22 protein-coding genes and 1 tRNA gene are annotated in these 20,484 nt (G+C 45.8%); 9 read left to right on the forward strand and 14 right to left on the reverse strand.

Annotation, left to right across the window (positions count from 1 at the left end):
• Positions 1–68: 68 nt before the first annotated feature.
• Both C7I86_RS08565 and C7I86_RS08570 read right to left on the reverse strand, forming a co-directional pair.
• The gene (locus tag C7I86_RS08565) at positions 69–1,457 is read right to left on the reverse strand and encodes an LCP family protein (RefSeq protein ID WP_199303601.1); all 1,389 of its coding nucleotides are present in this window, start codon (positions 1,455–1,457) and stop codon (positions 69–71) included.
• A gap of 200 nt (positions 1,458–1,657) precedes the next feature.
• Positions 1,658–3,682 (reverse strand): ATP-binding protein, encoded by a 2,025-nt coding sequence (locus C7I86_RS08570; protein ID WP_010872846.1) that lies wholly within the window; start codon positions 3,680–3,682, stop codon positions 1,658–1,660.
• A 183-nt stretch (positions 3,683–3,865) separates the two neighbouring features.
• Between C7I86_RS08570 and C7I86_RS08575 the strand changes: the two genes are divergently transcribed.
• Both C7I86_RS08575 and C7I86_RS08580 read left to right on the forward strand, forming a co-directional pair.
• Positions 3,866–4,237 (forward strand): response regulator, encoded by a 372-nt coding sequence (locus C7I86_RS08575; RefSeq protein WP_010872847.1) that lies wholly within the window; start codon positions 3,866–3,868, stop codon positions 4,235–4,237.
• 244 nt (positions 4,238–4,481) lie between these two features.
• Positions 4,482–6,293, forward strand: coding sequence for a SpoIIE family protein phosphatase (locus C7I86_RS08580; protein ID WP_010872848.1), 1,812 nt, complete (start codon positions 4,482–4,484; stop codon positions 6,291–6,293).
• Here C7I86_RS08580 and C7I86_RS08585 read toward each other — a convergent pair.
• Together C7I86_RS08585 and C7I86_RS08590 are read right to left on the reverse strand one after the other, a co-directional pair.
• Entirely contained in the window at positions 6,290–6,970 is a 681-nt protein-coding gene (locus C7I86_RS08585; RefSeq protein ID WP_010872849.1) for an ATP-binding cassette domain-containing protein, read from the reverse strand. The two genes, C7I86_RS08580 and C7I86_RS08585, sit on opposite strands and share 4 nt — an antisense overlap.
• Positions 6,967–8,040, reverse strand: a complete 1,074-nt coding sequence (locus tag C7I86_RS08590) for an aromatic ring-hydroxylating dioxygenase subunit alpha (protein ID WP_010872850.1) — start codon at positions 8,038–8,040, stop codon at positions 6,967–6,969. The genes C7I86_RS08585 and C7I86_RS08590 overlap by 4 nt, the downstream gene beginning before the upstream one ends.
• A 149-nt stretch (positions 8,041–8,189) precedes the next feature.
• Here C7I86_RS08590 and C7I86_RS08595 point away from each other — a divergent pair, with 149 nt between their 5' ends.
• Positions 8,190–9,107: a S1 RNA-binding domain-containing protein gene (locus C7I86_RS08595; protein ID WP_010872851.1), complete on the forward strand. Its 918-nt coding sequence runs from the start codon at positions 8,190–8,192 to the stop codon at positions 9,105–9,107.
• A 483-nt stretch (positions 9,108–9,590) separates the two neighbouring features.
• Here the strand turns inward: C7I86_RS08595 and dnaG are convergent, their stop codons facing one another.
• The 8 genes from dnaG to C7I86_RS08635 all read right to left on the reverse strand — a co-directional run bounded on the left by dnaG (position 9,591) and on the right by C7I86_RS08635 (position 16,175).
• On the reverse strand, positions 9,591–11,498 hold the full coding sequence (dnaG, locus tag C7I86_RS08600; protein ID WP_010872852.1) for a DNA primase: 1,908 nt from the start codon (positions 11,496–11,498) through the stop codon (positions 9,591–9,593).
• 152 nt (positions 11,499–11,650) lie between these two features.
• A complete protein-coding gene (gene psbA, locus C7I86_RS08605; RefSeq protein ID WP_010871214.1) occupies positions 11,651–12,733 on the reverse strand; it encodes a photosystem II q(b) protein in 1,083 nt (360 codons plus the stop codon).
• Between the two features lie 240 nt (positions 12,734–12,973).
• On the reverse strand, positions 12,974–13,573 hold the full coding sequence (locus tag C7I86_RS08610) for an L-threonylcarbamoyladenylate synthase (RefSeq protein ID WP_010872853.1): 600 nt from the start codon (positions 13,571–13,573) through the stop codon (positions 12,974–12,976).
• A gap of 51 nt (positions 13,574–13,624) precedes the next feature.
• The gene (gene psb32 / locus C7I86_RS08615) at positions 13,625–14,350 is read right to left on the reverse strand and encodes a photosystem II repair protein Psb32 (RefSeq protein ID WP_199303606.1); all 726 of its coding nucleotides are present in this window, start codon (positions 14,348–14,350) and stop codon (positions 13,625–13,627) included.
• Between the two features lie 209 nt (positions 14,351–14,559).
• Entirely contained in the window at positions 14,560–14,772 is a 213-nt protein-coding gene (locus tag C7I86_RS08620) for a hypothetical protein (RefSeq protein WP_010872855.1), read from the reverse strand.
• 17 nt (positions 14,773–14,789) lie between these two features.
• Positions 14,790–15,356 carry a hypothetical protein gene (locus C7I86_RS08625; protein ID WP_010872856.1) on the reverse strand — a complete coding sequence of 189 codons (567 nt, stop codon included), beginning with the start codon at positions 15,354–15,356 and terminating at the stop codon, positions 14,790–14,792.
• Between the two features lie 45 nt (positions 15,357–15,401).
• A complete protein-coding gene (locus tag C7I86_RS08630; RefSeq protein WP_010872857.1) occupies positions 15,402–15,866 on the reverse strand; it encodes a universal stress protein in 465 nt (154 codons plus the stop codon).
• A 235-nt stretch (positions 15,867–16,101) separates the two neighbouring features.
• A tRNA-Arg gene (locus tag C7I86_RS08635) sits at positions 16,102–16,175 on the reverse strand.
• 130 nt (positions 16,176–16,305) lie between these two features.
• Between C7I86_RS08635 and petG the strand changes: the two genes are divergently transcribed.
• A complete protein-coding gene (gene petG, locus C7I86_RS08640; protein ID WP_010872858.1) occupies positions 16,306–16,422 on the forward strand; it encodes a cytochrome b6-f complex subunit V in 117 nt (38 codons plus the stop codon).
• Positions 16,423–16,703: 281 nt separating this feature from the next.
• Here the strand turns inward: petG and C7I86_RS08645 are convergent, their stop codons facing one another.
• The gene (locus C7I86_RS08645; protein ID WP_010872859.1) at positions 16,704–17,468 is read right to left on the reverse strand and encodes a metallophosphoesterase family protein; all 765 of its coding nucleotides are present in this window, start codon (positions 17,466–17,468) and stop codon (positions 16,704–16,706) included.
• Between the two features lie 220 nt (positions 17,469–17,688).
• On the reverse strand, positions 17,689–18,204 hold the full coding sequence (locus C7I86_RS08650; protein WP_010872860.1) for a ComEA family DNA-binding protein: 516 nt from the start codon (positions 18,202–18,204) through the stop codon (positions 17,689–17,691).
• 131 nt (positions 18,205–18,335) lie between these two features.
• Here C7I86_RS08650 and C7I86_RS08655 point away from each other — a divergent pair, with 131 nt between their 5' ends.
• Genes C7I86_RS08655 through C7I86_RS08675 form a run of 5 tightly spaced genes read left to right on the forward strand, consistent with a single transcriptional unit; the run spans position 18,336 to position 20,388 of the window.
• The gene (locus tag C7I86_RS08655) at positions 18,336–18,962 is read left to right on the forward strand and encodes a precorrin-8X methylmutase (protein WP_014407110.1); all 627 of its coding nucleotides are present in this window, start codon (positions 18,336–18,338) and stop codon (positions 18,960–18,962) included.
• Between the two features lie 32 nt (positions 18,963–18,994).
• Positions 18,995–19,444, forward strand: a complete 450-nt coding sequence (locus C7I86_RS08660) for an EVE domain-containing protein (protein WP_010872862.1) — start codon at positions 18,995–18,997, stop codon at positions 19,442–19,444.
• Positions 19,445–19,499: 55 nt separating this feature from the next.
• Positions 19,500–19,637: a 50S ribosomal protein L34 gene (rpmH, locus tag C7I86_RS08665; protein WP_010872863.1), complete on the forward strand. Its 138-nt coding sequence runs from the start codon at positions 19,500–19,502 to the stop codon at positions 19,635–19,637.
• 9 nt (positions 19,638–19,646) lie between these two features.
• Entirely contained in the window at positions 19,647–20,021 is a 375-nt protein-coding gene (gene rnpA, locus C7I86_RS08670; RefSeq protein ID WP_010872864.1) for a ribonuclease P protein component, read from the forward strand.
• Positions 19,993–20,388 carry a PH domain-containing protein gene (locus C7I86_RS08675; protein ID WP_010872865.1) on the forward strand — a complete coding sequence of 132 codons (396 nt, stop codon included), beginning with the start codon at positions 19,993–19,995 and terminating at the stop codon, positions 20,386–20,388. Before rnpA ends, C7I86_RS08675 begins: the two co-directional genes overlap by 29 nt.
• The last annotated feature ends 96 nt before the right edge of the window (positions 20,389–20,484 follow it).

Consider the following 20,484-nt stretch of genomic DNA (forward strand, 5'->3'; position numbering starts at 1 on the left):
ATTTTATGGTGAATTGTGTACAAACTAATTGTGACTGAATTTTAACAAAAATAGGGCGCTGGAATTTCCTATGGCCAGTCAGCCCCGATTTGAATGGTAACGTCGGAAATCAGATAACCATTGCTATCCACTAAAACTTCCCCCAGACCAATACTATTGCGTACTTGCCTGGCCCCCAAATGATCGCCTTGTTGAGCAATTACCCTGGTGGTTTGTAAGGGCGGGGAAAAGGCACTGACTACGTTGATGCGGCTATAACCGGCAGTCTCCAACTCTTTGACCAAAGCTTTCACTGCCTGGGGGCGATCAGTACTATCTTGGATGGCAATGCGGAGACCATAGGGGTCGAGGGCAGTTAAGTCTTCATCCATATCCCACAACCAAGAATTGGTGGCCATGGCCCCAAAATATTCCTCGGTCATCGCTTGAATTTTTGGCTGGTGGGGTAGCCAGTAGCTAATACTAGTGCGGCCAGTGCCATTAAAATCCCCCGGCAACATCAACATTTTGACGTCTTCCCTAGGAATTTGTGCCGAAAAACCGGCGATCGCCACTAACTCCTCCATATTCAAGTTTGTGTCAATGTTGGACTGGAGAATTTTGACGATGTCCGGTATCCGTAGAATCGTTTGGGGTTTGAGGGCCTGTTCCACCACCGCCCGCATTACTATTTGCTGTCTTTGAATCCGGCCAATATCCCCCAGAGCATCGTAGCGAAACCGCAACATTTGTAGAGCCTTTTCCCCGTCTAGCCGCTGTTGCCCTTCCTTGAGATTAATGTACAAACGCTGGCTATCATCCTGATATTTCATATCCCGGGGCACATATACATCTACCCCCCCTAAGGCATCAATAAGTTTTTCCACCGCCTGTACATTCACCCGAATATAACGGTCAATGGGCACATCCCCAAGTAAATCAGTCACCGTCATGGCGGCCAAAGCCGGGCCCCCCAACGCATTGGCCTGGTTAATTTTTCTGGCACCGCTGTAGCCGGGAATTTCCACCCTAGTGTCCCGGGGAATGGATAGCACCACCAAGGATTTTTCCTTCGGGTCAAGGCGAATCAATACCATCGTATCGGTGAGGCCCTCCACCGAATTGACTAACGCATGGTAGCCGGGATTGGGCTGACTGGGGTCCGGTTCTTCGGAGGTTAATACCTTGGTACCCAGCAGCAACACGTTAATGGGGCGGCTGAGTTGGGGGATATTGAGGTTCTTGTAGGAAACGGCCTTTTCCTGGCCAAATACCGCTGCCTGCTCCGGTGTAAGTTCGCTCTGGCCCAGGGGAGTCGAATACATGGCCAACAAAGATCCTGCCCCCGCCGACACTAAGGCGATCGCCGTTAGAGCAAAACCCGTTAATAACCACTTACCGCCCTGGAATTTCCCCTTTCGGGGGGATTTTTTGCCATTATGACTATCCCCACCCCGTTTATTAGAATTTTTAGCCATCACCAGTTTGACCCTAAACTAACCATTGATATTTTTCTCCAATTGGTATGACGTCCTTTGGTGCTCTAGGCGGGTCCCAAGGTAATAAGGTAATTGGATTGGATACTAGCAAAATCACCGCAGCATTGGCAAGAAAAATTTCTCTTCCCTACCGCCATGGCTATGAACAAGCTTTTAAAGTAGTCAAAAAAAGACAAATATTAATCATTTTTAGCAGAATTTAATTGAGCGTATTTAGGTAGTTTAATAGTAAAGCTAGAGCCCACTCCTATTTCACTAGTTAGATAGATATCCCCCCCCATCATCTGACAAAATTTTCGGGTAATAGCTAAACCTAAGCCAGTGCCACCATATTTACGGGTCGTGGAGGAATCTGCCTGGGTAAAAGGTTGAAATAATTTCGACATTTGTTCTTCAGTCAGACCAATTCCCGTATCTTTTACCTGAAATGAAAGCCAGTCTTTTTCGTCAACTTTGAACTCCTCAACGATAAAACTAATAATCCCATCCTTGGTAAATTTACTGGCATTACTAAGCAGATTTAGTATCCCCTGCCGTAGCTTAATTAAATCCCCATAGACTTCTTCAGATTCCAGGGAAATTTCCACCTCTAATTTATTGTTATTGTTTTTAAGCAAGGGACTGATAGTATCAAGAATGCCTGCGATCAATTCCTTGAGGTTAAATGTCTCCAAATAGAGTTCCATTTTTCCTGCTTCAATCTTGGAGATATCTAGTAAATCATTAATTAAAGCCAACAATGACTTACCAGAACGCAAAATTTTGTCCAAGTCTGGCACCAATTCTTCTGAATCTAAGTCTTCAGCTTCTTCAATTAACATTTCACTATAACCAATGATGGCATTCAGGGGAGTTCTCAATTCGTGGCTCATATTAGCAAGAAAAATACTTTTCGTAGCATTGGCAGCTTCGGCTTCGGAACTGGCTAATTCCAACGCCTTGACTGTATTTTCTAACTCCTCAGTTCTTTGTTGAACCTTTTCCTCTAAACAAGAATTAGCAACTGCTAATTGTTTTTGGGCTAGCTCCAATTCCTGATTTTTTTTCTCTAAACTAGAATTGGATTCCCGCAACTCGTTGGTCATCAAATTAAAAGATTTGGCTAGAATACCCAGTTCATCTTCTCCTAGCACTGGAGCCCTAGCCTCCCGATCGCCGGAAGATATATCAATGGCGGCTTTAGTAATAAGCAAAATTGGTTTAGTTATTTTGATGGATAATAGATAAACCGCAATTAAAAGCAAAGCTGTGCTCACCAATCCCACTAACACTAACATGCGGGTAAATCGCCTAGCCAATTCCAGGGCTTCTACCTCACTAATTTCAGTAATTAAAGCTAAATTATATTTTTCTATCCACTGGTACACCCCCAACACTGGTGTGCCAGCATAATTAACATAGCTACCCTGGCCACTATTGCCAGCCATTACTGAATTGATTCCCAAGCTATTAAAATTTGGTTTGGAACCATTGGCCGTCAATTTTTTGTTTTCATCCGACGCAATAAACGAAACTTGATTATTTATTTCTCCTACCAAAAACGTTTCTCCCGTGTCTCCTAATCCAGTACGTTTGCGAATTAAATCATCAACGGCATTCAAATTAATATCTATACTCAAATAACCTAGTCTTTCCCGAGTTATATCATGCTTTATGTTAGTGGCAAAGGTCATACTAGGACGATTATAAACCTTAGAGAAATAGAAATTTGGCACTGTTTTAAAATTGGAATTAATATTGGCAAAATAAGTGGTCTGGTTGCCAATGCCTTTATAGACGCCGATTTCATCCAAGTTATTAGAAGCCACCACAATACCACCGGTGTTGAGAATATTAATGGCTTCAATATGAGGCAGAAACAGATCAATCTCTCGCAACTCTTCAATTAATCTCTTCTGAATTATTTTATATTGAGGGTCACTAACGCTAGTGTTTTTTAGCAATTCAGTATTTGCCTGAATACTGTTAATATCACTGAGTAAAAATAATGTATCTTTTTGTCCCTCCATCCATTGCTCTAATTGATATTCTTTGAGGTTATTAGAAATATTTAGACGATTAAAGGTTTGGCTTTCTATGCCCTTAACTGCCCTGTAGTTAGCAACTAAGAAAATTGACGCCACTACCACGCTGGAAAGACAAAAATAGGAAAGTACAAATTTAAGCAGTAAACTTCTTCGCACCGACTTAATAATTGAGACCATGGCTAAAAATTACTCATATACAATTACTGAAGATTTTGGTGGAAATAACACCAGCATTTCCCCCATGGGTTAAATCAGCGAAGGAACATTTCTTGTCTGGGTGAATTTTGGGGGCTAAAGATAAACAACCTGATGGGGAATAAAACAGGGCAACTATTGCTATAATTCTAACAACTGTTCAGTATGGAATCTATGGCTAAGGTTCTCCTAGTTGAAGACAATGAAATGAATCGCGACATGCTATCCCGTCGCTTGATCCGCAAAGGATACGAGGTGGTGATAGCCGTTGACGGTGAACAGGCTGTGACCATGGCTATCTCGGAGTCTCCCCAGCTTATTCTAATGGACATGAGTCTGCCGATCATTGATGGCTGGACTGCCACTAAGCAAATTAAAGGTCATCCCGATGGAGCTCACATTCCCATCATTGCCCTGACCGCCCATGCCATGGCCAGTGACCGAGAAAGGGCGATCGCCGCCGGTTGTGACGACTACGATACCAAGCCGATTGAAATCAAGCGTCTGTTACAAAAAATGGAGGCATTGATTAATTGAAGTGTTATTGATCTTTACTTTTTTGATCACCCAATTTATTAATAGTTTTCGTGAAATAATCCTTTGCCATTGGGAGCAACAAAAATTTAAAGGTGGTTATATTTTGAGTTAGCAATCATCTAGTCAGGGCATATCAAGGGTATTTAAGTTACCTAGGTCTGACAAAATTTGGGAATTATTAATTATCAGTAAAGGCTAAAATAATTCGTAAAACTAGGTTGATCAACTATAAGTTCTTTAATAAATGATGAATCCTTCTATTAATTCAGTTGATATAGAAAGTGCCACCGCTTTCATTCGTCACGAGCTCAGAACTCCCATTAATGCGATTGTCGGCTATGGGGAAATGGTTCAAGAAGAGTTAGCAGAAGCCAATTCTCCCCTTACAGAAGAAATAGATACATTACTGGTGGAAGCACAGAAGTTACTTGAAATTATCAACCTATTTGTTAAGCATTCTGACGGAGAGGATAAGTCGGATTTTCAGAAGCTTTTTTCCACCATTCCTCACAGCACTAATTTTTCCATTACTAACATCATTCTTAACTGCGATAGTTTGCTCGAAGCAGAGGAATGCACCAATGAACTTGAACTTACTGAAGATATAAGAAAAATAAAATTAGCGGCCTTACGCTTGCAGGGCTTAGTCAATAATATTGAATCAATTTTTACCAATTTTTTAGAATCATTAAATCCCGGCAATGGAACCGGTCTATCCCCTGATTTCATCTTTCCATCTTCCTCAAATACCAATGAAATTTCCCTAGGCAATATCAAAACTAATGGTGTTGACTCCAGGGAACTGTTAAAAGGCAAAATTCTGGTGGTAGACGATAATCCCAGCAATTTAGATTTATTTTTTCAACACTTAACCCGCAAAGGCCATGCAGTCACCACTTGTTTAAGTGCGAAGGACGCGTTAGGTCTTCTCCAAAGTCAAAATTACGATCTAATTTTGCTGGATCTACTCATGCCAGAAACTAATGGAGACCAGTTTTTAGAATATTTAAAAACCAGTGTAGAATTCCAGCATATTCCGGTCATTATTGTTTCAGCTTTAGATGAATTTGAGAGTATTATTCGTTGTATTGAGATGGGGGCGGAAGATTTTTTGCCCAAACCCTTCGACCCAGTATTACTCAAGGCTCGCATCGGTTCTTCCTTAGAAAAAAAGCGTTTACGGGATCAAGAAAAGTTATATACCCAACAGGTGGAAGGCCTCTCAGAAATGATGGCTAAGGAGCTAGAAAAAGGTAGACAAATGCAAAAGAATTTTTTGCCAGCCCATTTATTAACCAGGAGCGGGTGGGAATTTTCTGCCTACTTTAGTCCGGCCCAACAACTGGCTGGAGATTTTTATGACTTATTTGAGCTTCCTGGCGATCGCCTGGGAATAGTGGTGGCGGACGTTTGTGACAAAGGGGTAGGGGCCGCATTATTTATGGGATTATTCCGCAGTTTAATTCGCATTTTTTCCGGGCAAGCGGCCCTGGATGGTTTAATCAATCCTTCTTTTAATTTGCCTAGCGGTCAGGGTCTACTAGATGTCAACCTAGACAATTTGCTCAATAACATTAATTTTGAACCATTGGAGTCTATTAAATTAATCAATAATTACGTCGCTATTAACCATGGCGAAGCTAGTATGTTTGCCACAATTTTCTTTGGCATTCTAGAACCTAGCAGTGGTAAATTGTCCTATATTAATGGCGGTCACGAACCGGTTTTTATTGTCGATAGTAACCACCAGTTGAAAACCAAGTTAACCTCCACAGGACCAGCGGTGGGAATGCTGCCTGATCTGCAGTTTAAAACGGCAGAAATTATTCTACAGCCAGGAGACTTACTACTGTCCTACACCGATGGCGTAACGGAAGCAAAATCACCCACTGGTAACTTTTTTGGCAAGGAAAAATTATTAAACGCCCTAGGCAGTTCGTTTAACTCAGTTGATCAATTAATGCTTAATATCAAGGAGTCCCTGGAGGAACATATGGGGGAAGCTCAACAGTTTGATGACATTACTTTGCTAGCGATTAAATTTCAAACAACTTAACTATTTTTTAGAGTAGTTTCTTGCTCTAATTCTCCTTGGCAGAGGGTGAAAATACGTTGACAAAAATTTTCTAAATATTCCGGCGTATGGTTAACCATAACCATAGTGGTACCATTTTCTTGGTTGATTAATTTTAGTTGTGTTAAAACCCTTTGGGCTAACGCCGGATCAAGAGCAGCAGTAGGTTCATCTAACAGAAGAATGCGAGGACTTAACATGGTGGCCCGTACGATGGTAACCAACTGTCTTTGCCCCACAGAAAGCTGTAACTCATTGCGATCTAACCAATCACTGGGAATTTCCCAAATATCACAGGCCCGAATCCTTCGCCTTTGACATTCTGTTTTGCTAACTTTTTGTAATTCTAGAGGATAAATTAAGCTTTCTTCCACTGTCATACCCAAAAGTTTTGGCTCCTGGGGCACTAAAACTATTTCTTGGCGCAGTTGCTGAATCGGATATTTAGTTAAAGCTTTTCCATCATAAAAAATACTGCCCTGGCTTGCCTCTTGGAGCCGATTGAATAGCCTTAGTAAAGTGGTTTTTCCAGCCCCCGATCGCCCTTGGAGACCAATAATTTCCCCATGGTCAATGTGGAGAGAAATATTATTAAGTAAAACAGTGGCGCCAGTTATTTCAGTGGTGCTAACCCCGATTAATTTAATCAAAGAAGTCATGCATTCTCCGAGGCCAAGGCCTGTTGACGAATTAATTGTTGGACCTTAGCTAGGGCTGGGTTAACTTCCACATTTTGGCGATCTGGGTTCTGCTCAAAAGCGGCTTGCTCTTGGGAAATCATGCGAATATCCTGGTCAATCAAACCTTCTAGTAAGGGCCGGGCTGTTCCCGATAGCCAATTTTTTAAAAAACTCCTAAAGGCAACGGGTAGTTTATGTAGTTTGGGAAAAGCTTCTAGGGAAGTAAAGTGGACTAAATAGGCCTTGGTTTTGTTGGCAGAAATGGGACAAAATAGGCAGTAAATTTTAAAGTCTGCTCCCAACGTAGAGGACCAATGGGGATAGATGTAACTCACCCGCAAATTTTCTGGATGCAATCGTCTTAGGGTAGGGAAAAACAGTTGGGAAATGGACCAGATTTTATCAATTTTGTAATAACTTTGGGCATTGTAGTCCACCACCACCTGATCGCCATTGGTTTCAATTTCCCGGAGAGAAGCAGAGGCCCAAGCCTGGTAATTATCGTGTAAATGCCCATGGTACATATCCATTAAATTTTCAATCAGGTAGGAAAAATGACCCGGGCAATCAAAGGCGGCGAAACTACCAATGTGGTTTAAATGGTGCCATTCTGGTATCGCCAAGGGCTCTGGTCCGTGGCTGGCAAGATGGTCTAGATCCCCTGGATAAAGCCAAATAAACCCATCTTTTTCCTGCACAGGATAGGTGCGCAAACGGCAGGGAGGAAGTTTTTGATCCTCGCTAAAATAGGGGATCTTTGCACAGTGGCCCTGGGCATCAAACTGCCAACCATGGTAAGCACATTCTAAATTATTGCCCAACACCTTCCCTTCACTCAACTTCACTTGACGATGGGGACAACGATCCTCCACCGCCCGCACCTGGCCATCCTGGTCCCGATAAATGGCGATCGCCTTTTCCCAAAGAACAATTCCCAGTGGTCCCTGACCTAATTCCCCTGCTTGGGCCACCACATACCAATGGTTGAAATTGATTGGGGTAGTACGCAGCATAGACAATACTTGACTATGGGAAGAAAGAGCGCTCATTAGCAAGCCAACAACAGCGGTAAAGGTAAAGCAAAAAACTGATCCTACCCAGGTAAGGGCCGTCCCACACTGGAACTAGCTTGTCACGAAAGTCCCAAGCAATCCTGCTAGAATAAGGCATTCAAAATGATTTTTCAATCTGTTCTCGTATGCCTTCTTCCTCCAACAGTGCAGCCTTTTCCCTCGATGAATTTGCCAAAGCCCTTGACAAACACGACTACCATGCGGAGAAAGGTCAAACCGTCCATGGCAAAATCTGTCAGCACGCTAACGAGGGAGTCTATGTGGATTTTGGCGGTAAATCCCCTGGCTTTGTCCCTGTACAGGAATTAGGTCTACGGCCCCACGCAGAAATTGAGGATAGTTTTCCCCTAGATAGTGCCTGGGATTTCCTCGTCACCAGTGAACAAAATGACGAAGGGCAGGTAAGGCTTTCTCGACGTCAGTTGCAAATCCAGCAATCTTGGGAAAATTTGGCAGAGTTGGAGGAGAGTGGCAAAACCCTCGAAATGGTCGTCACCGGTACCAACAAAGGAGGCGTGGTGGGCGATGTGGAAGGATTGCGGGGTTTCATTCCCCGATCGCACCTTATGCACAAGGACAATATGGACGCTTTGGTGGGGCAAGTGCTCAAAGCCCATATCCTCGAGGCCAACCAGGATAACAATAAATTGGTGTTGACCCAGCGTCGCATCCAACAGGCCGAATCCATGGGCAAAATTGCGGCGGGCAATATCTACGAAGGCAAAGTGGCTAAAATTCAGCCCTATGGCGTGTTTGTGGAAATTGAAGGGGTAACGGGTTTACTCCATGTCAGCCAGGTGAGCGGCACCAGGGTTGATTCCCTCAATACCCTGTTCGCCTTTGGCCAAGCCATCAGTGTCTACGTCCAAGAAATTGACGAGTATAAAAATCGCATTTCCCTTTCCACCCGTATTTTGGAAACCTATCCTGGGGAATTGGTGGAAAAATTTGACGAAATGATGGCCGATGCTCCCAATCGCTTACCTCTGGTACAATCGAAGCAAAATTTGGGCGATAAACAGGAGCAACTGGAAAAAAGTTAAGGATAGATTTAAAGGACTCTCCCCAGTTTGAACGATGACTAAAACAGGGTACCCAGGCAACTCAGTAAAACAGTTTTAAGTACGCTTCGAGCATTATCCTCCAAGCTGGGATTGGGGAGCCAAATACCAAAAAGAGTCAGAGAAACTCTCCCTGACTCCACCAAATGTTGTTGTTGCTTGAGGAAATCTCAGTGGCGGTTTCCCAACTCGCGCAGTCTTTGATTTCTATATAGAAAATTGTAACATGGAACACGATTTTTGTAACAAAAAATAAAGTTTGGTTATTTCTGTCCCCAATTTGATCTTAAAGCAACTAGTCTGAGACTTTATGACCGTTTTCTGCAACTACCTGAACTATGAGAATTTTGTCTTTAACTGGTTTGGGATCAGACAAAATTTTGTCCCCATATTATCGCAATAGAAGACAAGGATATTGAAAAAACTTCAATTTCTCCCCAGAGCAAAATTTGGGGAATTAGTCTATTAATTGAGCGGTTGGTTCAGGCGTTGACTTTCTAGCCGTTGAATTTCTTGGTGAGCTTTTTGCCACTGCTCTTGATAGTAACGAAAATCCTCCGCTTGGGTACGGGGATCTAACTGTTGCAGTTTACCAAAGCAATGCTTTTGATAACTTTCCCAAGGCACTTTTTCCATAATGGCGATCGCCTCTGGAATGCGCAGATTAGCTCGAAACAGATCTTCGGCACTGGTTTCCGTCAGTTGAAAAAGAGACTCAACGGAGTTAAAGTCTCCCTCTTGCTCCAGGTAAGCTAATTGCACTAGTAGGGGTAGCTGATTATCGGGGTCGGAATCCAAATTAAAATACTCCCGCACCTGGTCAATTTTTTGCCACAGTAAACGATGGTGAGCAAAGCTAAATAAAAGATCGTTTTCCGTCAATATTTGATCAATAGTTGGCCGTTCCTGGGGGCAATGGAGATATATTTTCAACAATAGAGCTTCCGCCTTCTCCAGCAGGCTACTGGTGGGATCCTTGGCCTGCCAATGCCTAGACCCATTTTTTCCAGGGCGATCGCCATAGGTCAGTTGACTAGAAAGATTATTAACTTGCAAACTAATTAAACGACTGTCTCCTTGACTCAAAATTTCTCCACATAACTGTAGATAGTAGGCCCGTTTATTTTGGTCTGTTAAACGTTTTAGAATGTCCACCATCCCCCTGGCTACCTGCTCAAAATCGAGGGGATCTTTGAGATTTTTTTGCTTGAGCAATTGTTGAATTTGCCAATCTACCCAGAGGGGAGCCTGCTTAACTAAAGTTTGGTAAATTTCTTTATTTTCAGCACTACTGTGGATAAACTCATCGGCATCTTTCCCCGCCGGTAGGTTCAAAATACGCAAATTAACTTGACCACTATAAACCAAAGGCTCAATTTCCTGGATCGCACGCTGGGTAGCATTAATACCAGCCTTATCGGCATCAAAATTAAAAATAATTTGCTTAGATTGACTAAACCGCATCAAACTTTGTACTTGGTCTCGACTTAAGGCGATTCCCAAGGCCGCCACAGTTTGCTTAATACCACTTTCGTGCAGAGCAATAACGTCAAAATAGCCCTCTACTAAAATTGCTTCATCTACTTTTTGAATAGCAGTTTTGGCTTGGTCTAAACCAAATAAAGTCTTGCTTTTATGAAATAAAGGAGTCTCTGGAGAATTGAGGTATTTCGGCTCATCGTTTCCCAAGGTTCTACTGCCAAAAGCAATGGTTTTACCTTGAACATCCCGAATCGGAATCATCAAACGATGGCGAAATTGATCGTAATAACCAGTACCAGATTGACGAGCCTTAATTAAGCCCGCCTGTTCCACTGCCGCCACAGGATAACGTTTTTGCTCCACCAAATAGCGGTAAAGAGTTTCCCAACCAGCTGGAGCATAACCCAACTGAAATTCTTGGATCGTAGCTGAAGATAAACAACGTTTTTGATCCAAATAAGTTAGAGCTTCCTGTCCTTGGGGTTGAAAAAGAGTATGGTGATAAAAACCGGCAGCCACAGCCATAATTTCATAGAGCTGTTCCCGCAGAGATAGTTGCCGTTGTAACTCCTGTTTTTGCGCCGGCTCTAGGGTTTGAATTTGGATTTGATAGCGACGGGCTAAATCTAAAGCCACATCTGTAAAGGAACGCTTACCCAGTTCCATTAAAAAATTAAAGGCATTGCCCCCAGCCCCACAACCAAAGCAATAATACATTTGCTTGGCTGGACTGACACTAAAACTCGGTGACTTTTCATCGTGGAAAGGACATAGGCCAAGGTGATCCCGCCCCCTTTTCTTGAGCACGACATAATCGCCGATAATTTCGACAATGTCTATTCTTTGCTTAATTTCTTGGATGGTGTCTGGATGCAGACGGAGGTTATCCATGATAAATCAACCTACTCTCCTTCTAAGAGTGACGATGGGGAGAGATACTTGTCAACTTAAGCTCTACTCAAGCATGGTCAACCAGCAAAAAGCACCCCCCGGTGAAGGAGAGTGCAATTTGCAGATTATTCAGTTGGCATTACACCAAGGAATTAACCGTTGACAGCAGGAGCGGTCAAAGCCACAGGAGCTTGCTCCCCAGACGCTAAGTCGAGGGGGAAGTTGTGGGCATTGCGTTCGTGCATTACTTCAAAACCGATGTTGGCGCGGTTCAATACATCAGCCCAGGTGCCGATTACACGGCCTTGGCTATCCAAGATGGACTGGTTGAAGTTGAAACCGTTCAGGTTGAACGCCATGGTGCTTACACCCATAGCAGTGAACCAGATGCCGATTACAGGCCAAGCACCCAAGAAGAAGTGCAAGGAACGGCTGTTGTTGAAAGAAGCATATTGGAAGATCAACCGACCAAAGTAGCCGTGGGCGGCAACGATGTTGTAGGTTTCTTCTTCTTGACCGAATTTGTAACCGTAGTTCTGGGATTCAACTTCGGTGGTTTCACGCACCAAGGAGGAGGTTACCAAGGAACCGTGCATGGCGGAGAACAAGCTACCACCGAATACACCAGCCACACCTAACATGTGGAAGGGGTGCATCAGGATGTTGTGCTCAGCTTGGAACACGATCATGAAGTTGAAGGTACCAGAAATACCCAAGGGCATACCATCAGAGAAGGAGCCTTGACCAATGGGGTAGATCAAGAATACAGCGGTGGCAGCGGATACGGGGGCAGAGTAAGCCACACAAATCCAAGGACGCATACCTAAGCGGTAGGAAAGTTCCCACTGACGACCCATGTAGCAGAAAATGCCGATGAGGAAGTGGAATACTACCAACTGGTAAGGACCACCGTTGTACAACCACTCATCTAAGGAAGCGGCTTCCCAGATGGGGTAGAAGTGCAAACCGATAGCGTTGGAAGAAGGTACAACAGCACCAGAGATGATGTTGTTACCGTAGAGCAAGGAACCAGCAACGGGCTCACGGATACCGTCGATGTCAACGGGGGGAGCGGCGATGAAGGCAATGATGAAGCAAGTGGTGGCAGTTAAGAGGGTGGGGATCATCAAGGTACCGAACCAACCGACATAAATCCGGTTGTTGGTAGAGGTCACCCACTGACAAAACTGTTCCCACAATGAAGCGCTTTCGCGCTGTTGGAGAGTCGTTGTCATTTGGTTATAATTCCTTATGTATTTGTCAATGTTCAAAGGATTTGGCCTCAAGCTCAGAGATTTCTTTGCTTGGGAGCCGGTTATGTATATGAGTAATATAACAAGATTGTAACAATTTGTAAATAGCTTGCTGAAAAAAATCTGTCTAGCCGGTGGTTGCTAGGGGTTGCCGATCGCCATTAGAGGGGTGATTGATTCCGTTGGGGCTTCAGTCTGTGGTGGTGGGGAGATGGAAAGCCACTAATCCTGCAACACAACTTCCCCTTGGCGCAGAATTTGGAAGATTTCCTTTGCTCCGTCCCATTGGGCAACGGTGGACGGTAGACCTTTGCCAATTGGCCCCTGTTGCTCCAGGCTGAGGCAATCTAGACAATGAACGGCAGGGAAAGTTTCGGCAATATCGGCCAACTTTTCCAGGGGGGGCTGTCCCGACAAATTAGCACTGGTGGTGGCCAGGGGTCCCGTTTGCAGCAAAATTTCTAGGGAGATCGCCTGGCGGGGAATGCGAACCCCAATGGTCTGGTCTTGACGGGGATTGATTTCCGGGGGCAACTTTTCGCTGCACGGCAGTACCAAAGTTAGGGCACCGGGCCAATATTCTGCCATTACTGCCTGCCACAGTTGCTTTTCCCGCTGACTACCTGCCAGGTAAGGGAGAATTTGTTCTACGGTTGCCGCCATCAAAATTAATGGTTTACTAGCTTCCCGTTGTTTAAGCTCGTAAATTAAAGCTGAGTTTTCTGGACGCACCGCCAAAGCCGGCACTGTATCCGTGGGAAAACTGACGACCCGATGGGCGATCGCCGCTGAGACTAAATCCGATTGACTAACTAGGGGCACGGTTAAGTCCGACTCATAAAATTCAAAATTATTATTACCAGCGGAATATGTTCACCGTCCCGGTAAGCCCACATACCAGAAGTAAGTCACCATGGGAATTAGGGTTGCCAACGCCAACAGCACCACTACCCAAACGGTGGCACTGGTATCGTCGGTTTCTTCCGCTGTAGTGAAAGTTCCTTCCAAACTAATTTCTTCCAGGGCTGGAGGACCCGGGTCCGGTTGTCCAGCTAAAATTGCGCCCAAACGTTTGTCAGCTTCAATCAACGCTTGGTTATACTTTGCCCCATCCTTGAGGGGAACAGCTAGGGTTTCCCGCAGTAAACTATCCACCATCTCATCGGTCAATAGGGACTCTGCCGTTTCTCCCCGACGCAAAGCAGTGCTGTTGGTGAGGGTATCTAGCACCAATAGGGTTTGATTGCTCTGGCTGGCTTCATCGGGATACCAACGCTCGAACAGATCATTAACAAAGCCGTCAATGGTGGCATCAAAATCTAAGCGGCGGATAACTACAAACCGGGCTTCTTGCCCACTGGACTGGGCTAATTTTTTTAGATCGCTATTGAGTCTGTTTTCATTGGCCAGGCTGATGGCCTCTGCTTGATCCACCAGGAAGGTCTTAGAGCCAGGGGACAAAATTGGCAGGTCATAAACCCCAGTGGCCAGGGAAGGGGCGGGGCTTAGCCCCAAAAGTACTAGGGTTAAAAACAAAAAACTGAGCAAACGTTTACAAAAAATACTCAGATTGAAGGGATGGTGAGGGGCGACAGTCATGGGCAATTGCCGGTGAAACTCCACCCTTCAGCTTACCAAAAACAGGTCAAAGACAAATGTTGAGCGGAACAACGGCTATTTCTTAAGATTGGCTCTGACTCAGGTTTGGGGACCATGGCATATATCTACTATCCAGTATCCAGTGGAAAGAAGCAAAATAAACCCTTTCTAATACCAAAATGATAGTGGGAATAACTGAGTGATTTTGGCTAAAAACTTAACTTAAGGGCATTAACGGGGACATCATCCCAGGAATTAACCATGCGGAGTTGCGCTGTCCATCCCTCTGCTTTTTGGGCAGGAGTCAGATTGTCTTGCCAAGAACGATGGCAATCCTGGGCGGCGTCTTCGTCCAGACAAGCAATGCAAGCATAGACAATGCCTGCGGGATCTAGTTGTTCATTGACCCAAATTTTTTCCATGAAGTGTTTTTCCTTGACTAACAAAGACCATCGACGATGGCCCTCAATCTAAGACTATCAAAAGTCTTGACTTCTGGACTTTTCGGCGGCAATACCCGAAGTAAAGTTTCAAGCTGGGCTGTGACCGACGTCATGGTGTAGGGGTCATCGGGATGGGGGGGGTTGCCGGGAATTTCAAAATGGGGGCGTTCACCATAGATTTGTCCCCAGCGAAAATCCGCTTGACGCACAATTTCTGTCAACAGGGCAGAATTATCTAGCACCTGCTCCACCATGGTGGTCAAGGCTATTAGGGGAAGCTCCAAATGTTTGCTAATTAAGGCGTCTGCTTCGTCAATGCGGGTTTGTAACACCAACAATAATGCCCCTTCAGAGTCCTGCAAATGATCGTTGACAAACAATTTCAGCTCTGTCTTTCGCTGTATTAACTTAGGTACGGGGGACTCTCCTTTGAGAAAATCTCCCCCCGCCTGGCCAATCACATCTACCAAGGTTCTTTCCCGACCGGCGATCGCCTCTAGAAAAATCTGTCGGTCCCGGTCTGATGTCGATGCCGACTCCGGGGAATGGGGTAAATCCGTCATCAAAAAATAGGGAAATTTAAGCGGGGGCGAGGATAATCCGGCTAGCTAATGTTGGACAATCAAAACCGAGCATTGCACGTGGTGAATGACATAACTGCTAACACTGCCCAAAAATACCTCTGCCAAACCCTTGAGCCCCCGGCGACCAAGCACTACCAAATCAGCATCCCAATTTTTGGCCATGTCACGGATCCAGCGCCCTGGTTCCCCGACTTTTACATCCCACTCACATGCCACCCCATCCTCCTGCACCTGTTGGACAATGGATTGCAGCCACTCCCGGGCTTCCGTTTGTTGTTCTTCCAAATGTTCTTTAATTATCTGGGAAAAGCCAATGGCCGCCTCCCCATAAAAGCTGGGGTAAATACTCAAATCCTGACTGTCCACTGGAATACAGTAGAACACCATCAACTGGGAGGATTCTTTCTGGCCTAGGGCGATCGCCTGCTGTAGAACTTCCTTGGCCAATTCAGAACGGTCTAAGGCAACTAAAATCTTTCCGTAGCCCATGGTGGAAACTCCTGCCCCATATCTGTGGCCTAGCAAAACACGAGTGCGTCAAACTCACCTTGATGCTTCTAATTCTAGCCTCTGTAGATAGCCGAATCTTTGGTTTGGTCCTGGGAAATTCATAGTCCCCTGTGCTCAGGCCGGAAAGCTAAAGTCTACAACTCCATAGCTATAAAAAAACTGGGCCCAGCTAGGGAGCCCAGCCCGATGATAATAATCGGCGTGATGCAAAAAACGGGCTTGGAGGGACTCGAACCCCCGACCTCGTGGTCCGTAGCCACGCGCTCTAATCCACTAAGCTACAAGCCCCAGTCGTTTACCTGACGATTTATAACACTATCACAGTGGTCGAAACTTCCGCAAGCTTTTTGCATGGGAAGCACTGGGGGAATTTTTGGTAGGATAGCAAAGATAATAAATAACCCTTTGGAGAAAACCCGTGATCGAACCCCTATTGCTCGGCATTGTACTTGGACTAATTCCTGTAACCCTAGCAGGGCTGTTTGTGGCGGCCTACCTGCAGTATAAGCGGGGCAACCAGTTCAACTTGGATTAGGGAACCTCCGTCATCGGTCATTTTCCTAAAATAAATACTTTCTCACTTTGACCAAGATTTGGTGCAGGAAAACCCCAATTTCAGCAGTAGCGAGTTGGGGCTCAATTTTGATTGGCCTTGGTCAAAAAAGAATCGGCTAATTTTTTGGGTCTCCACCATAGGTCGTTTCTAGCTGGCTGCGGCTGAGTGCTTCATGGACAATATCCGCCAATAACGGGGGACTTTCACTCAGTTTCCCAAAAAAATTGGGGGCCAGGGGGCTTTTAAAACAGGCTCTCAGGCTACCCCAGCAGACCTCTTTTTTTCCCTTTCTGCCGGGAACGATGCAAGTTCTGGGGCGGCAGGGGAACCACTGCGTCTTCCAGGGGCAAACGGCGGACTTCATTGGTGAAGATATGGGCTTGATACACTTCTTGGTTATTTAGTTCTAGGGCAGTGAGCCAGCCACTTTTGGGATGATAGGCCCCAGTGTCAATATCCAACCAACCGGGGCCCGACACTAACTTACCCGGCTCCACGTTGGCAAAGGTGAACGTTATGGTGTGGCCGGTGATAATTAACTTGTTGGCAAAGTAGGGATAGGGGTAGCGATGGAACTCATCCCGGATCCAACAGAATTGGGCTTCTCCCTGCTCTTCGATAGGGAGGCGGGGATCTACCCCAGCGTGGACTAACCAAACATCCCCCAGGTCAAGATAGAGGGGTAAGTTGCGCATCCAGTCCACATGGCTTTGGGGAATCTGGTGCTCATAACTTTCTAGGGTTGATTTGCCGCCGCTATAAATCCAAGCATGTAGTAGTTGGGGAGAAAAGTTAAAGCCCCCCACCGCATCCAACATCATTTGTTCATGGTTACCCAACAGGCAATGGTACTTGTTCTCCATGACAAAATCCACCACTTTGGCGCTTTCTGGACCTCGGTCGATCAGGTCACCGACGAAGTAAACCCCATCTCTTTCATTGGGGGCGATCGCCTCGAACAAAGCAGTAAGGGCGTCGAAATGGCCGTGGACATCACCAAAGACAATGCGTCGAGGATTGGGCATGGATCAAGCGAGCCGGGGCAGGGGGAAATTTGCAGGACAGTCTATAACAATGGCAGACATAAAACCGCCAACAGTTGGGAAAAGGATGGATGGATTAACTAACTTGGATCGATTCCCTAGTCCAATATAGTCCAAGGGCTAGGTAATGGATTTTTTCCTAGCTTTAGTGGGGTTGGTCAGCCCGAACTCTCGGCCGGCTTGAGAGTGGTTTTAGCACTTTTTAGAATTGTAGATAGTGGATCAGTTGGGTAATCAATGCCACTGGCAATCCTAAACGCTTTTGTAAATCCCCTAGGTTGCGGTAGTCTCCCCCAATCTCCCTTTCTTGCAACAACGCAGTGGCGATCGCCGGAGATAGATGGGGCACGGTAAGTAATTGGTTAAGGTCGGCTTGGTTAACCGGAATTTTTGGTGGTGCCAGTAGGCTATCCGGATCGGCATAGGTAAAGGAAAGTATGGGTTCCCAAGGCTTAATTTGTTGCACTGGGACATTGAGGGCAGCGGCCAAATCTTCCAGGGCTAGAAATTGCACCCCCATGGTGCTCAATTCTTTTAGTTGTCGGGCCTGGTGAATAGATAACCCAGGCAAACGCAGCCATTCATCCACTGTGGCTTGGTTAACTTCAATCCTGAGGCCCAATTCCCCGGCGATCGCCAATTCTTGCCAAGATTGAAAACGGTAGTAGGGATCATTTTGCAGACGACGTTGGAGAGCCCGGCGACGAAAATTGACCATGGCCAAGGGGAAGGAAAGGGAACAAATACAATTTTAGTGGGGAAAAATCCCCGCCCCCCAACCATCTGGGATTGTAGAAATAGGGGAAGATGGTATGGAGGCATTTCACCCCCTGCAATGGCACAAGCATAATGAATTGGCATATTAGCGACGCCCAAAACCTAGCCACCATCGACTATGAAATCGGGGACCATGGCCATAGCCCTGCTCAGTATGAGATTCTGCGGCGAGTTATCTACGCCACGGGGGATTTTGAGTACCTCAACCTACTGCATTTTTCCGCCCGGGTACTGACGGTGGGGGCCGCCGCTTTAGCATCCCGCACCACCATTCTTGTGGACGTGCCCATGGTACAGGTAGGCATTGTCCCCACTTTGCAAAAGACCTTTGCCAACCCTGTTTATTGTGCTACCCAAAGCATTACCAGGCCCCAAAAGGAAAGAACAGAGGAAGCCTGGGGCATATTGAACTTGGCCCACCGTTACCCAGATGGGATTTTCGTAATTGGTCACGCCCAAACCGCCTTAGATGCCCTGATGGAGTTAGTAGAAGCCCAACGCATCCAGCCGGCCCTGGTCATTGCCACCGCCACTAATTTTGGCGATCGCCAAGACGTGGAATTAAATTTGCAAAAAGCTAACATACCCCACATCATAGTCCAGGGAAGAAAAGGGGGGACAGAGGTGGCCGTGGCCATCATTACTGCCCTAGTGGATTTAGCTTGGCAAGCCTATGAACAAAGGGCCCACCTAAATTAGTCACTTCCAACCTTTTCAAACCAGATTTAATTATGGCTTTTTGGCTGATGAAGTCCGAACCCGTCACCTATGGCATTCACCATCTCAAAGCGGAAGGAGAGACCCTCTGGGATGGGGTGAGAAATTATCAAGCCCGCAACTTTTTACAAACCATGGCTGTGGGAGATCAAGCTTTTTTTTACCATTCCAACTGCAAGCCACCGGGCATTGTCGGGCTAATGACCATTACTGCCGAGCAAGTGGTGGACCCCACGCAGTTTGACCCTGCTAGCCCATACTTTGACCCCAAGGCTACTCTGGAGAAGCCCCGTTGGTTCACCGTTAAAGCCAGTTTTACCAGGGAATTTGCCCAGATGATTACTTTGTCCACCCTCAAAGCCCAGTTTAGTCCGGAGGAATTAGGAGTCCTTAAAAAAGGGAACCGCCTGTCGGTGTTACCCGTCTCCCCGGCGATCGCCAATCGAATTTTAGAGTTAGCTTAATCCATGAGCAATGATACAATTGGAGACTGTGTCTTTTTTTGTGGAGTAACGGGTCATGACTCAACGAACCCTCGGCGGAACCAACCGCAAACAAAAACGTACTTCCGGTTTCCGGGCCAGAATGCGTACCCATAACGGCCGGAAAGTTATCCAGGCCCGCCGGAGCAAAGGTCGTCATCGCTTGGCTGTATAGTTTCCTTCCGTGGGACTACCCAAAACACTGCGCTTAAAACACTGGCAAGATTTCCAGACCGTTTATCAGCAAGGAAAGCGACATCGTCACAGCAATTTACTAATGCGGGTTCTAGGCGATCGCCAGGCCGACCATAGCCGTTTTGGCATCACCGTCAGCCAAAAAGTTAGTAAAAAAGCCACGGTTAGAAATCGTCTAAAACGTCAAATTCGCGCCGTCATTAACCATTTTCAGCCCCAAATCAAGCCGGGTTTTGATGTGGTGATTATTGTCTTGCCCCAGGGCATTGGGTGCAATTATGAACGTTTTTTGCGAGAATTAGAGCAGTTATTTAGCCAAGCTGGGATTATTGACCATGGGCATTCGAGAAACCACTTATTATGAGGGCGGCCCCCACATCGGGGACTTGATCGTCAATATTTTATTGGGGTTCACCGTCATCTTTCTCCCTTTGACCGTTGGGGCGATCGTCCGGGCCATCTGGCTTCGTTACAAAATTACTGATCGCCGTATTTCTGTCACCGGCGGTTGGATGGGTAAAGACCGCACCGACATCGTCTATGGCGAAGTGGCGAAAATGATTAAAATGCCTAGGGGGATAGGCCTCTGGGGGGATATAGTTGTCACCCTCAATGACCGTTCTCGGCTAGAGCTGCGGGCCATGCCTAACTTTCGGGAAGTCTATGACTATATGGCCGAACGGGTCGCCGACAAAACCGGTCGCCCCTTAGAAGCTATCACCCAGCAGTAGAAACAACAGTAATTAATGATATTAATCAAGCACTGGAGCCATTGAGCCCCCCAGTCTTCCCGGCAACCTTGGCAATATTTATCTAGAGAGCTTGTT

Origin of the sequence: Synechocystis sp. IPPAS B-1465, assembly GCF_003015225.1 — a bacterium.
In the GTDB taxonomy this organism is placed as follows: domain Bacteria; phylum Cyanobacteriota; class Cyanobacteriia; order Cyanobacteriales; family Microcystaceae; genus Synechocystis.

Excerpts from the sequence above, each read along its gene's own strand:
- C7I86_RS08675 (WP_010872865.1), top strand. The coding sequence starts at position 19,993 with ATGGGCATTCGAGAAACCACTTATTATGAGGGCGGCCCCCACATCGGG.
- C7I86_RS08580 (WP_010872848.1), top strand. The coding sequence starts at position 4,482 with ATGATGAATCCTTCTATTAATTCAGTTGATATAGAAAGTGCCACCGCT.
- C7I86_RS08620 (WP_010872855.1), bottom strand. The coding sequence starts at position 14,772 with ATGGAAAAAATTTGGGTCAATGAACAACTAGATCCCGCAGGCATTGTC.
- C7I86_RS08645 (WP_010872859.1), bottom strand. The coding sequence starts at position 17,468 with ATGCCCAATCCTCGACGCATTGTCTTTGGTGATGTCCACGGCCATTTC.
- C7I86_RS08570 (WP_010872846.1), bottom strand. The coding sequence starts at position 3,682 with ATGGTCTCAATTATTAAGTCGGTGCGAAGAAGTTTACTGCTTAAATTT.
- psb32 (WP_199303606.1), bottom strand. The coding sequence starts at position 14,350 with ATGACTGTCGCCCCTCACCATCCCTTCAATCTGAGTATTTTTTGTAAA.
- C7I86_RS08650 (WP_010872860.1), bottom strand. The coding sequence starts at position 18,204 with ATGGTCAATTTTCGTCGCCGGGCTCTCCAACGTCGTCTGCAAAATGAT.
- C7I86_RS08595 (WP_010872851.1), top strand. The coding sequence starts at position 8,190 with ATGCCTTCTTCCTCCAACAGTGCAGCCTTTTCCCTCGATGAATTTGCC.
- C7I86_RS08585 (WP_010872849.1), bottom strand. The coding sequence starts at position 6,970 with ATGACTTCTTTGATTAAATTAATCGGGGTTAGCACCACTGAAATAACT.
- rpmH (WP_010872863.1), top strand. The coding sequence starts at position 19,500 with ATGACTCAACGAACCCTCGGCGGAACCAACCGCAAACAAAAACGTACT.
- C7I86_RS08655 (WP_014407110.1), top strand. The coding sequence starts at position 18,336 with ATGAATTGGCATATTAGCGACGCCCAAAACCTAGCCACCATCGACTAT.
- C7I86_RS08630 (WP_010872857.1), bottom strand. The coding sequence starts at position 15,866 with ATGGGCTACGGAAAGATTTTAGTTGCCTTAGACCGTTCTGAATTGGCC.
- C7I86_RS08660 (WP_010872862.1), top strand. The coding sequence starts at position 18,995 with ATGGCTTTTTGGCTGATGAAGTCCGAACCCGTCACCTATGGCATTCAC.
- C7I86_RS08575 (WP_010872847.1), top strand. The coding sequence starts at position 3,866 with ATGGAATCTATGGCTAAGGTTCTCCTAGTTGAAGACAATGAAATGAAT.
- dnaG (WP_010872852.1), bottom strand. The coding sequence starts at position 11,498 with ATGGATAACCTCCGTCTGCATCCAGACACCATCCAAGAAATTAAGCAA.
- C7I86_RS08565 (WP_199303601.1), bottom strand. The coding sequence starts at position 1,457 with ATGGCTAAAAATTCTAATAAACGGGGTGGGGATAGTCATAATGGCAAA.
- C7I86_RS08590 (WP_010872850.1), bottom strand. The coding sequence starts at position 8,040 with ATGAGCGCTCTTTCTTCCCATAGTCAAGTATTGTCTATGCTGCGTACT.
- C7I86_RS08625 (WP_010872856.1), bottom strand. The coding sequence starts at position 15,356 with ATGACGGATTTACCCCATTCCCCGGAGTCGGCATCGACATCAGACCGG.
- psbA (WP_010871214.1), bottom strand. The coding sequence starts at position 12,733 with ATGACAACGACTCTCCAACAGCGCGAAAGCGCTTCATTGTGGGAACAG.